The organism is Klebsiella sp. WP8-S18-ESBL-06 (assembly GCF_014169755.1).
Lineage (GTDB): Bacteria > Pseudomonadota > Gammaproteobacteria > Enterobacterales > Enterobacteriaceae > Kluyvera > Kluyvera ascorbata_B.
The window spans coordinates 1,301,179-1,313,172 of the sequence record NZ_AP022256.1 but is presented as its reverse complement, the minus strand read 5'-3'; the positions used below and the strand labels follow the sequence as shown (position 1 = coordinate 1,313,172).

Below are 11,994 nucleotides of genomic sequence, written 5' to 3'. Positions count from 1 at the left end.
AAGGCTCCCTGGGAAAATAATAATAAGACTGGCATTATCTTCACTCTATTTTTGCGGTTCGGTAAACCTTTTTATTAAATATATTTTTTGGTCTAAAACGGGGTTTATTTCCAATAAAAAAACGAACCAATTTAATCACAAGTAGCGATATAAGAGCCTTATAAAGGCAAATTGTGATTGAAATCATATTTTATTGGTTTGTTTTTATTGATGCGCTTACTTACCATTCAGCGAGACAAACAAAACAACAAACTTACCGCAGGAGCCATTATGGGGACGCAAGAGGCTATCAGCAGGATTATTCGACTGGTAGGTGGGCAGGAGAATATCAATAAAGTCTGGCACTGTATGACCCGGCTGCGCTTTGATTTAATTGATGATAATAAAGTGGCGCAGGATGAAATTAAGCAGTTGCCCGGCGTACTCGGCGCTCAGTTGCAAAGCGATCAGTTTCAGATCATTATCGGCCCGAAGGTGAACAGCTGGTATGAAGCGCTGCAGGAAGCCCTCGGCGCTAACAACCAGGCAGCCACCAGCGGGAAAAGCAAAGAACGCAAAAGCCTGGTTTCGCTGTTTATGGATACCGTCTCCGGCGTATTCGGCCCGATAGTCCCCGCCATCGCTGGCGCCGGGATGATCAAAGGTCTGCTTGCCGGGCTGATTGCGCTAAAAGTGGTGTCGACCAAAAGCGATACGGTAATGATCATCGATCTCATTGCCAGCGGCGTATTTTATTTCCTGCCGTTTTTCCTTGCCGTCTCGGCGGCGAAGATCTTTAAAACCAACGAATATCTGGCCGCCGCCGTCGCCGCCTGCTTGATGTACCCTACGCTTATCGACGCCGCGAAAGCGCTGGCTGCACATCAGGCCGATGCCGCCTCCGCGTTGTGGTTGTTTAACGCCATTCCGGTATCGGTGTTCAACTACGCCTCCAGCGTTATCCCGGTGATTTTCTCCATCCTGGCGCTGAAATACATTCACCAGGCGGTCGACAGGATCATGCCCGACGTATTGAAAACCGTCTTTACCCCCACGCTGACGCTGTTTCTCGCCGCGCTGGCCGCGCTGGTGGTAATTGGGCCTATTGGAATCTGGCTGGGTAAAATGCTGGCGTGGTTTATCGAAGGGCTGTTTGGCGTGTCGGCAAGCTTTGCCGGGCTGGTGGTGGGCGCTATTCGTCCGGTGGCGATCCTCACCGGGATGCATCATGCGATGACCCCCATCGCGCTGCAAAACTTCAGCGACCGCGGCTATGACATGCTGATGCCAATGATGTTCATGGCCAACATGGCCATTGCCGGGGCGACCTTCGCCATCTGGCGTCTGAATAAAGACAACCGCACGGTCACGCTCTCCGCTGCTATCTCCGCACTGCTGGGCATTACGGAACCGGCGCTGTTTGGCGTACTCACCCGCTACAAGAAAGCGTTTATCGCCGCTACGGTAGCAAGTTCGTTGGCTTCCGCGTTTATTGCTTTCTTCGGCGTGCGGCTGTATGGCTATATTTTGTCGAGCATTTTCAGCCTGCCCGCCTATATTGGCCCGTACTTTATCTTTGCGATTTCCGGCGTTGCCATCGCGCTAGTGCTTTCCTTCACCCTCACCACTCTTCTGGTGGGACGCGAGCAGTCCAGATAAAAAAATCCCCCGCAGGCACCCTGCGGGGGATTTGTCATGAGTACTGGGTTACCCCAACGCCACGTTTTCCCACCCCTGAGAAATTACAGGCTTTCAGTGAAAGTACGCGCGATAACGTCGCGCTGCTGTTCCGGCGTCAGAGAGTTGAAGCGTACCGCATAGCCAGACACACGGATGGTCAGCTGCGGGTATTTTTCCGGGTGCTCAACGGCGTCCATCAGCGTTTCACGACGCAGAACGTTCACGTTCAGGTGCTGACCACCTTCTACGCGGACTTCTGGTTTTGCTTCAACCGGAATTTCACGGTATTCGATGTCGCCCAGCGCACTCACGGCAACCACGTCATCTTCTTTGAAACCGCCTTTTGCACACAGGCAGCGTGCTTCACCTTTCTCGCTGTCGAGCAGCCAGAATGAGTTCAGCAGGTCGTCGTTTGCAGCTTTAGTAATCTGGATACCTGTAATCATTTGATGCCTCCCTAGGCTCTTTATATTCGTTTCTAACCAGCCACTTTCCGGCCAATTGGTAAAACCATTGTTGCTTGAGTGTATATATACCCCTCGAACACCCTTGATTCTTTGATTTAAATCAATAAAAACCACACCACAAAAGTGGTCATAGGGGAAAATACTTGTTTTGCATCAAGTTACGCACCTCGCAACAACCAAAAATCTTTGTAAATCTTCAACTTTTTTTATCACTCTCAACGCCATTCCACTATCCGATTTTGTGATGGGGAAAGAAGCAGTTAAGCTATGGCGAGAGAAATTCGCAGGAGAGCGAGATGACAACCCCATTAACCTGGCACGACGTGCTGGCCGCTGAAAAAGAGCAGCCCTATTTTGTGAATACGCTGGCAACCGTGGCCAGCGAACGCCAGTCAGGCGTAACCATTTATCCGCCGCAGAAAGATGTGTTTAACGCTTTCCGCTATACCGAACTGCGCGATGTCAAAGTGGTGATCCTCGGGCAGGACCCTTACCACGGCCCAAACCAGGCGCACGGGCTGGCGTTTTCCGTTCAGCCAGGTATTGCCACGCCGCCGTCCTTACTGAATATGTATAAAGAGCTGGAAGGCACGATCCCCGGCTTTACCCGCCCGAACCATGGTTATCTGGAAAGCTGGGCGCGCCAGGGTGTTCTCCTGCTCAACACCGTGCTGACCGTACGCGCCGGCCAGGCACACTCGCACGCCAGCCTCGGCTGGGAAACCTTCACCGATAAAGTGATTTCATTAATTAATGAGCATCGCGAAGGCGTCGTCTTTTTACTGTGGGGATCGCACGCGCAGAAAAAAGGAGCCATTATTGACACCCAGCGTCATTGCGTGCTGAAAGCGCCACATCCCTCGCCGCTCTCCGCACACCGTGGATTCTTTGGCAGTAATCACTTTGTGAAAGCGAATCAGTGGCTGGAACAACGCGGCGAAGCGCCGATTGACTGGATGCCGGTGCTGCCAGAGTAACCGGAACCCCCTCCAAATAGTGCGCTGTAGGTGAGTACTCAAAGCATAAAAAAACCGGTGGAGTCTCCTCTACCGGTTTTTTTTCAGCTCACGCTTTTACGCTTTATGCTGACGCCACCATTCGGCCAGCAGCACGCCCGTTGCCACGGAGACGTTCAGGCCTTCGACGGCACGGGTACCGTCAATAGAGACGCTCAGATCTGCAAGCGACGCCGCGCTATCGGATACACCCTCGTGATCCTGCCCCAGCACCAGCACCATTTTCTTCGGCAGCTCGGCTTTAAACAGCGGCATACCGTTGCCGGTGCTGCTGGTGGTGACAATGCTGTAACCCGCGTCGCGGAACTGCGCCAGCGCGTCAATAAAGCTATCGCCAGTGATCGGCTGCACGTGCTCTGCGCCACCTTCAGCAGTACGGATAGCCGCGCCGGACTCCAGCAAGGCCGCGTCCTGCAACACCACGCCCTTCACGCCAAAGTGCGCACAGCTGCGGATCATCGCGCCAAGGTTGTGCGGGTTGCCCACATCTTCCAACGCCAGTACGCAGTCGTCAGCGCCGCTATTAGCAACCCACTGCTGTACGGAAGTTCCGTTACGTTTTTTGATCAGGAAGCACACGCCACCATGGTGCTCGGTACCGGAAGCTTTCGCCAGTTCGGCCTCATCGACCACGTGATAGGCTTTGCGGTTTGCCGCCATCCAGCGCAGCGCTTCTTTGAAACGCGGCGTGACGCTTTGCAAGAACCACGCACGGACAATCGCGTCCGGGCGGCTCTGGAACAGCGCCTGGCAGGCATTTTCGCCGTATACGCGGGTCTCTTCCGCGCGCTGACGACGCAGCACTTCCGGATCGATAAAGCTTTTACCGCTGATGCCGCCATGATCGGCTTTGGCCGGCGCGTCATCGCCCGGCGCGCGGGAAACCGTACGCCACGGAGAGCCTTCGCGATCGCGTTCTACATCGCGGTCACGGCCACGTTCGCGGCCGCGTTCACTGTTCGGCCCCTTTCGCTCATCACGAGATGGACGACGACCGCCTTCGGCTCGGGAGGTTCCGGGGCGTCCGCCGCCTTTACCAGTACGTGGATTTTGGGTGCGTTTGTCCGAGTCATCGTCACTGCGGACGTACATCACTTTGACCTTGCCGTTTTTGTTCTTCAGTTCGTCGCTCATGTTTTTCTCCACCTGCGCTGCGCGAAGCGCGCAGATTACCTGATGTGATAGCGCTTAGCTATGACTTCATACAAAAGACCACAACTATTATACCCATTGGATAAAACGCATTGTCGATTCATTCGCGCTCGACGATAATGTGTAACATTATAGAAACATCCGGCAACATTGCCGTTCTGCAACAAGACGACCCAGAGGTGAGTTATGAATACCGTTTGTGCCCACTGCCAGGCGCTTAATCGCATTCCAGAAGCGCGTATTAACGAAGCGGCAAAATGTGGACGCTGTGGTGAAGATCTGTTTGATGGCGATGTCATTAACGCTACGGACAGCACGCTGGATAAACTGCTGAAGGACGATCTTCCTGTTGTCGTGGATTTCTGGGCGCCATGGTGCGGCCCGTGTCGCAGCTTTGCGCCTATTTTTGAAGATGTCGCCGAAGAGCGCAGCGGCAAGATGCGCTTTGTGAAAGTCAACACCGAAGCCGAGCGCGAACTCAGCGCCCGCTTCCGCATTCGCAGCATTCCCACCATTATGATTTTTAAAAATGGTGAAATTGTCGATATGCTTAACGGCGCGGTGCCTAAAGCGCCGTTCGAAAGCTGGCTGAACGAGGCTCTGCAAGCCTGATTGCCGACGGGGCACATCTTGTGCCCCGTATTCACCTCTGCGACAATAGCCTTTTTGCCGTACGACTCCCATGATTGATAACGCCGTTCTTCGGTTGCGCGCCGAGCGTCTTGCCCGCGCGACTCGTCCTTTTCTTGCCCGTGGTAACCGGGTGCGTCGCTGCCAGCGCTGTCTGCTGGTACAGCGCTATTGCCTGTGCGAGACCATCACGCCACACCCGGCGAAAAGCCGTTTTTGCCTCGTGATGTTCGATACGGAACCCATGAAGCCCAGCAACACCGGTCGCCTGATAGCCGATATTTTACCGCAGACCGAGGCTTTTCAGTGGTCGCGCACCGAGCCGCCGCAGGCGCTGCTCGATCTGGTCAAAAACCCTGACTATCAGCCGATGGTGGTGTTTCCTGCGTCTTACGCCGATGCGGATCGCCAGGTACTGAGCGCGCCGCCGACCGGTAAACCGCCACTGTTTATTATGTTAGACGGTACCTGGCCGGAAGCGCGTAAGATGTTCCGTAAAAGCCCGTGGCTGGATAATTTGCCGCTGATCTCAGTCGACCTCTCCCGCGTGTCGGCCTACAGCCTGCGTGAAGTGCATGCGGAAGGGCAGTACTGCACCGCCGAGGTGGCTATCGCGCTACTCGATTTAGCCAACGATACCGGTGCTGCATCGGCGCTCAGCCAGCACTTCACCCGTTTTCGCAATCGCTATCTGGCAGGAAAATCCCAGCATCAGGGCAGCGTCACAGCAGTTGAGACGGAAAACGGTTAAACTCCTTACAACATTGTCGCGTAAGGAAGACCGGTATGAGCCAACGTGGGCTGGAAGCGCTGCTGAGACCCAAATCGATTGCAGTGATTGGCGCCTCAATGAAACCCCGGCGCGCCGGTTTTTTGATGATGCAAAACCTGCTGGCCGGTGGCTTTGCGGGGCCGGTTTTGCCCGTCACGCCCGCCTGGAAAGCGGTACTTGGCGTACTTGCCTGGCCTACCATCGACAGCCTTCCCTTCTCTCCCGATCTCGCCGTACTGTGCACTCACGCGCGGCGCAATCTTGAGCTGCTGGAGTCGTTGGGCGAAAAAGGCTGCAAGACCTGCATTATTCTCTCTTCCACTCCCGATCAGTTCGGCGCGCTGAAAGCATGCGCGGCACGTTATCAAATGCGCCTGCTGGGGCCAAACAGTCTCGGTCTGCTGGCCCCCTGGCAGGGGTTGAACGCCAGCTTCTCACCGGTACCGATTCGTAAGGGTAAACTGGCGTTTATCTCGCAGTCTGCCGCCGTCTCCAATACCATTCTTGACTGGGCGCAGCAGCGTGAAATGGGCTTTTCCTATTTTATCGCGCTGGGCGACGGCCTGGATATCGACGTCGATGACCTGCTCGATTATCTGGCGCGCGACGGTAAAACCAGCGCCATTCTGCTGTATCTGGAGCAGTTAAGCGACGCACGGCGCTTTGTGTCGGCTGCCTGCAGCGCGTCACGTAATAAGCCCATCCTGGTGATTAAAAGCGGTCGTAGCCCAGAAGCACAGCGTTTGCTGCACGTTAACTCAGGAATGGACCCCGCCTGGGATGCTGCCATTCAGCGCGCCGGCCTGCTGCGCGTGCAGGATACCCATGAACTTTTCTCCGCCGTTGAAACCCTCAGCCATATGCGCCCGCTGCGCGGCGAACGGCTGATGATTATCAGCAACGGTGCAGCCCCGGCCGCACTGGCGTTAGATGAACACTGGGCGCGCAACGGCAAACTGGCGACCCTGAGCGAGGAGACGCGCCAGCAGCTTCAGCAGTTGCTGCCAGCGGCTATCGATGCCAACAATCCATTAGATTTGCGGGATGATGCCAGTATTGAGCATTACCTGGCGGCGGTGAATGTCCTGCTCAATAGCCCAGACCTGGATGCGTTAATGGTTATCCACTCGCCGAGCGCCACGGCACCGGGCAGCGAAAGCGCCTCAGCGCTGATTAACCTCATTAAGCAGCACCCTCGCGGCAACTACATCAGCGTACTAACCAACTGGTGCGGCGAATATTCCTCTATTGAGGCTCGTCGTATGTTTAGCGATGCCGGGATCCCAACCTATCGCACGCCAGAAGGGACGATTACCGCCTTTATGCACATGGTTGAGTATCGACGCAACCAGAAGCAGCTGCGAGAAACCCCAGCGCTACCGCACAGCCTGACCGCCAACACCGCCCATGCACATACGCTGCTGCAAGAGGCTATTGATAGCGGTATTCGCGCGCTAGACACCCATGAAGTCCGCCCAATCCTCGATGCCTATGGCCTCAATACATTGCCGACATGGATCGCCGCAGACAGCGCCGAAGCGGTGCATATTGCCGAGCAGATTGGCTACCCCGTCGCGCTCAAGCTGCGCTCGCCGGATATTCCGCATAAATCTGAGGTCCAGGGGGTCATGCTGTATCTGCGCACCGCCAGCGAAGTACAGCAGGCGGCCGATGCCATTCTCGATCGCGTCAAAATGGCGTGGCCGCAGGCGCGTATTCACGGTCTGCTGGTGCAAAGTATGGCCAACCGCGCCGGGGCGCAGGAGCTGCGCGTGGTGGTTGAGCACGATCCGGTGTTTGGCCCGCTGATTATGCTGGGCGAAGGCGGCGTTGAATGGCGTGCGGAAGATCAGGCCGCCGTTGCTCTGCCACCGCTGAATATGACGCTGGCACGCTATCTGGTCATTCAGGCGATTAAAAGCAAAAAGATCCGTGGGCGCAGCGCGCTACGGCCGCTAGATATCCCCGGACTGAGCCAACTGCTGGTACAGGTATCAAACCTGATAGTCGACTGCCCGGAGATTCAGCGTCTCGATATCCATCCATTGCTCGCCTCCGGTAACGAATTTACTGCACTGGACGTCACGCTGGATATTGCGCCGTTCAGCGGCCTCAGCGAAAGCCGTCTGGCGGTACGCCCTTACCCGCAGCACCTTGAAGAGTGGGTGACAATGAAAAACGGCGAACGCTGCCTGTTCCGCCCGATTCTGCCCGAAGACGAACCGCTGCTGCAGCAGTTTATTGCCCGTGTCACAAAAGAAGATCTTTACTATCGTTATTTCAGTGAGATCAACGAATTTACCCACGACGACTTAGCCAATATGACGCAGATCGACTACGATCGTGAAATGGCTTTCGTCGCGGTTCATACGGCAGACGATCGCGCTGAGATCCTCGGCGTGACGCGCGCAATTTCCGACCCCGACAATATTGATGCGGAATTTGCCGTGCTGGTGCGCTCCGATTTAAAAGGTCTGGGGCTCGGCGGGCGACTGCTGGATAAGCTGATAGGCTATACCCGCGCCCACGGTCTGCAGCGCCTGAACGGTATTACCATGCCCAACAACCGCGGGATGATAGCATTAGCGAGAAAGCTTGGTTTTAACGTTGATATTCAGCTGGAAGATGGCATTGTCGGACTGTCACTAAGGCTAAGTAATGACTAAGTTGCTGGAAATGCTGCCCTTACCCGACAGAGGTGGTATCATTGACCGCTTACGTCGTCTGCCAGGTACAGAAGACCCTTCACTAAACCAGAGAAGAAACGCACTGTGATGTTGTCAAAATTTAAGCGTAATAAACATCAACAACACCTTGCCCAACTACCCAAGCTTTCACAGTCTGTTGATGATATTGAGTTTTTTTATGCGCCAGCGGATTTTCGTGAAGCGTTGCTCGCCAAAATCGCCAGCGCCACGCGCCGAATCTGCATCGTCGCGTTGTACCTGGAACAGGACGACGCCGGAAAGACTATTCTGCAAGCTTTGTATGATGCCAAACGCCAGCGCCCGGAACTTGATGTCCGCGTATTGGTTGACTGGCATCGCGCACAGCGTGGGCGCATTGGTGCCGCAGCGTCCAATACTAATGCCGACTGGTATTGCCGTACCGCCAAAGAGAACCCGGGCGTAGACGTGCCTGTGTATGGTGTGCCGGTGAACACCCGTGAGGCTCTCGGCGTCCTGCACTTTAAAGGCTTTATCATTGATGACTGCGTGCTGTACAGCGGCGCCAGTATCAACGATGTCTATCTGCACCAGCACGATAAATATCGTTATGACCGCTATCAGTGCATCCGTAACCCACAGATGGCCGATATCATGTTTAACTGGGTATCGGAAAATCTGGTTGATGGTCGCGGGGTTAACCGCCTCGATAATACCGAGCGACCGAAAAGCCCGGAAATTAAAAACGATATTCGCCAGTACCGCCAGGAGTTACGCGATACCCGCTATCATTTTACCGGCAACGCCAGCGATGATGAGCTGACGGTCACTCCGCTGGTCGGGCTGGGTAAAACCAGCGAGCTGAATAAAACCATTTTCCACCTGATGCCGTGCACCGAAGAGAAGCTGACTATCTGCACACCTTACTTCAACCTGCCGGCGCTGCTGGTGCGCAGTATTATTCGTCTACTGCGCGAGGGGAAAAAGGTGGAAATTATCGTTGGCGATAAGACGGCAAACGACTTCTATATCCCAGAGAATGAACCGTTCAAGATTATCGGCGCGCTGCCCTATCTGTACGAGATTAACCTACGTCGCTTCCTGAGCCGTCTGCAGTACTACATCAATACTGACCAACTGACGGTACGTCTATGGAAAGACGACGATAACACCTACCACCTGAAAGGAATGTGGGTTGATAACGAGTGGATTTTGCTTACCGGCAACAACCTCAACCCTCGTGCCTGGCGTCTGGACCTGGAAAATGCGGTCCTGATTCACGATCCGAAAAAGCAGCTGGCCTCAATGCGCCAGAAAGAGCTGGAGCTCATTCGCAAGCACACAACGGTGGTGAATCACTTCCGCGATCTGCAAAGCATCGCCGACTATCCGGTGAAGGTACGCAAGCTTATTCGCCGTCTGCGCCGTATTCGTATCGACAGGCTGATCAGCCGTATCCTTTAAATTGAAGCCCCGCACGCCGGGGCTTTTTTTCAGGAGCCCGCATGCTACGTTCACTTCTTGTTTGCTCAACTCTCGCCCTCAGCGGCTGTAGCCATATGGCAAATGACGCCTGGAGCGGGCAGGACAAAGCCCAGCACTTCATCGCCTCCGCCATGCTTGCCGCCGCCGGTAATGAATACGCTCAGCACCAGGGCATCAGCCGCGACCGCAGCGCAGCCATTGGCTTTCTGTTTTCCGTCAGCCTTGGCGCGTCAAAAGAGCTGTGGGACAGCCGCCCGGCGGGAAGCGGCTGGAGCTGGAAGGATTTTGCCTGGGACGTGGCCGGTGCCACTACCGGTTACGCGGTGTGGCAACTTGCACGGCACTGATCTACAGGCGTAACCCTTTTCCTTTACGGTGCAGCTTAAGCGATACCAGGAAGGCAATTGCCGCCATCGCGGTGACGTACCAGAAGAAGGCGTTCTCTACGCCCGCTGATTTCATCGACAGCGCGACATACTCAGCTGACCCACCAAACAGCGCATTCGCTACCGCATAAGATAGCCCGACGCCCAATGCGCGGACCTGCGCCGGGAACATTTCCGCCTTCAGAATACCGCTAATCGAGGTATAGAAGCTGGTAATCAACAGCGCACACATCACCAGCCCAAAAGCCATATAGGGAGAAGTGACATTTTGCAGCGCGGAAAGAATCGGTACCGTAAACAGCGTCGCCAGCGCACCAAAGCACAGCATCGACGTACGGCGTCCAACCTTATCTGACAGCAGACCAAAGAAGGGCTGTACCAGCATATAAACAAACAGCGCAGCCGTCATTATCACGCTTGCCAGATTAGCGCTCATTCCGGCCGTGTTTACCAGGTACTTCTGCATGTAGGTTGTAAAGGTATAGAAGCTCAGCGAGCCTGCTGCGGTAAAACCTAGCACCATCAGAAACGCTTTGCGGTTACGCCACAGGCCTTTGAACGATCCCGCTTCCTTCAGCGTGCGGGTTTCTTTTTGCGAGGTTTCATCAAGCTGGCGGCGCAGCCACAGCGCAACAATAGCCAGCACCGCGCCCATCGCAAACGGTATGCGCCATCCCCAGGCGTGAAGGTCTTCGCTGCTGAGAACGTTTTGCAATATCACGACCACCAGAACGGCAAGCAGTTGGCCGCCAATAAGAGTGACGTACTGGAATGATGCGTAGAATCCCTTGCGTCCTTCGACTGCGACCTCGCTCATATAGGTCGCGCTGGTGCCGTACTCCCCGCCCACGGAGAGCCCCTGGAACAGACGAGCGAGCAGCAGTAGCGCCGGAGCCCAGGTGCCGATAGCGCTGTAGCCGGGCAGGCAGGCAATCACCAGCGAGCCAAAGCACATCATGCACACGGAGATCAGCATCGAGACTTTACGGCCACGGCGATCGGCAATTCGCCCAAACAGCCATCCTCCGATAGGACGCATCAAAAAACCCGCGGCAAAGACACCTGCGGTTTGCAGTAGCTGAGTGGTGGTGTTACCGGACGGGAAAAAGATGTGAGCAAAATAGAGCGAGCAGAATGAGTAGACATAAAAATCAAACCATTCAACAAGATTCCCTGATGATGCTCCGACGATTGCCATGACGCGACGGCGAGTATCGCTATCGGTTAGCGTCCTTTCTGGGGTTACACTGGTTACGGCCATTTGTTAACTCCTGCCAAAAGCGCCCTCCTGCCTTACCGGGCGTACACGTCACACAGGCAGGTATTTTAGTAAATGAAATGTTATATAATTGTTATATTTAATTTAGTGACGAACATCACGTTTTTTATTAGCAGGATCACGATTTAGGAATAGGTGCAGGCAATGGGGGGCGGTTAACGTGAAAAAGTTTGAGTAGGCCGGATAAGGCGAAGCCGCCATCCGGCAATATCCACAATGCCGGATCCCACAAAACGCAGACGCAAAAAAGCCCATCCGTCAGGATGGGCTTCTTCACTTAATTGATGCCTGGCAGTTCCCTACTCTCGCATGGGGAGACCCCACACTACCATCGGCGCTACGGCGTTTCACTTCTGAGTTCGGCATGGGGTCAGGTGGGACCACCGCGCTACGGCCGCCAGGCAAATTCTGTTATTAACCCGCTTATCGCCGGTTAATGTAATCTGTAATCAATGCTGAAAATCGTCTCAATTTCGCCAAAA

The 11,994-nt window shown here is 54.8% G+C and carries 10 protein-coding genes and 1 rRNA gene; 7 read left to right on the top strand and 4 right to left on the bottom strand.

Annotated elements, in window-relative coordinates; all coding sequences use genetic code 11:
- The first annotated feature begins 270 nt into the window (after positions 1 to 270).
- Complete coding sequence (locus tag H7R76_RS06275; protein ID WP_106924043.1) at positions 271 to 1,638, top strand: PTS transporter subunit EIIC; 1,368 nt, start codon at positions 271 to 273, stop codon at positions 1,636 to 1,638.
- An 83-nt stretch (positions 1,639 to 1,721) separates the two neighbouring features.
- Here the strand turns inward: H7R76_RS06275 and grcA are convergent, their stop codons facing one another.
- Positions 1,722 to 2,105, bottom strand: coding sequence for an autonomous glycyl radical cofactor GrcA (gene grcA, locus H7R76_RS06270; protein WP_106924042.1), 384 nt, complete (start codon positions 2,103 to 2,105; stop codon positions 1,722 to 1,724).
- A 317-nt stretch (positions 2,106 to 2,422) separates the two neighbouring features.
- Between grcA and ung the strand changes: the two genes are divergently transcribed.
- A complete protein-coding gene (gene ung / locus H7R76_RS06265; protein WP_106924041.1) occupies positions 2,423 to 3,103 on the top strand; it encodes a uracil-DNA glycosylase in 681 nt (226 codons plus the stop codon).
- A 96-nt stretch (positions 3,104 to 3,199) separates the two neighbouring features.
- Here ung and H7R76_RS06260 read toward each other — a convergent pair whose 3' ends face one another.
- Positions 3,200 to 4,276, bottom strand: a complete 1,077-nt coding sequence (locus H7R76_RS06260; RefSeq protein WP_182930171.1) for a tRNA/rRNA methyltransferase — start codon at positions 4,274 to 4,276, stop codon at positions 3,200 to 3,202.
- 204 nt (positions 4,277 to 4,480) lie between these two features.
- Between H7R76_RS06260 and trxC the strand changes: the two genes are divergently transcribed.
- The 5 genes from trxC (at position 4,481) to H7R76_RS06235 (ending at position 10,194) form a co-directional block, all read left to right on the top strand.
- Positions 4,481 to 4,906 carry a thioredoxin TrxC gene (trxC, locus tag H7R76_RS06255; RefSeq protein ID WP_106924039.1) on the top strand — a complete coding sequence of 142 codons (426 nt, stop codon included), beginning with the start codon at positions 4,481 to 4,483 and terminating at the stop codon, positions 4,904 to 4,906.
- A 70-nt stretch (positions 4,907 to 4,976) separates the two neighbouring features.
- Positions 4,977 to 5,675 (top strand): tRNA-uridine aminocarboxypropyltransferase, encoded by a 699-nt coding sequence (gene tapT / locus H7R76_RS06250; RefSeq protein WP_106924038.1) that lies wholly within the window; start codon positions 4,977 to 4,979, stop codon positions 5,673 to 5,675.
- 35 nt (positions 5,676 to 5,710) lie between these two features.
- Positions 5,711 to 8,362 carry a bifunctional acetate--CoA ligase family protein/GNAT family N-acetyltransferase gene (locus H7R76_RS06245; RefSeq protein ID WP_182967258.1) on the top strand — a complete coding sequence of 884 codons (2,652 nt, stop codon included), beginning with the start codon at positions 5,711 to 5,713 and terminating at the stop codon, positions 8,360 to 8,362.
- 108 nt (positions 8,363 to 8,470) lie between these two features.
- On the top strand, positions 8,471 to 9,826 hold the full coding sequence (gene pssA / locus H7R76_RS06240) for a CDP-diacylglycerol--serine O-phosphatidyltransferase (RefSeq protein WP_106924036.1): 1,356 nt from the start codon (positions 8,471 to 8,473) through the stop codon (positions 9,824 to 9,826).
- Between the two features lie 41 nt (positions 9,827 to 9,867).
- Positions 9,868 to 10,194, top strand: coding sequence for a YfiM family lipoprotein (locus tag H7R76_RS06235; RefSeq protein ID WP_182967256.1), 327 nt, complete (start codon positions 9,868 to 9,870; stop codon positions 10,192 to 10,194).
- Position 10,195: 1 nt separating this feature from the next.
- Here H7R76_RS06235 and H7R76_RS06230 read toward each other — a convergent pair whose 3' ends face one another.
- Together H7R76_RS06230 and rrf are read right to left on the bottom strand one after the other, a co-directional pair.
- Positions 10,196 to 11,494 carry an MFS family transporter gene (locus tag H7R76_RS06230; RefSeq protein WP_106924034.1) on the bottom strand — a complete coding sequence of 433 codons (1,299 nt, stop codon included), beginning with the start codon at positions 11,492 to 11,494 and terminating at the stop codon, positions 10,196 to 10,198.
- 304 nt (positions 11,495 to 11,798) lie between these two features.
- Positions 11,799 to 11,914, bottom strand: a 5S ribosomal RNA gene (gene rrf / locus H7R76_RS06225).
- Between the last annotated feature and the right edge of the window lie 80 nt (positions 11,915 to 11,994).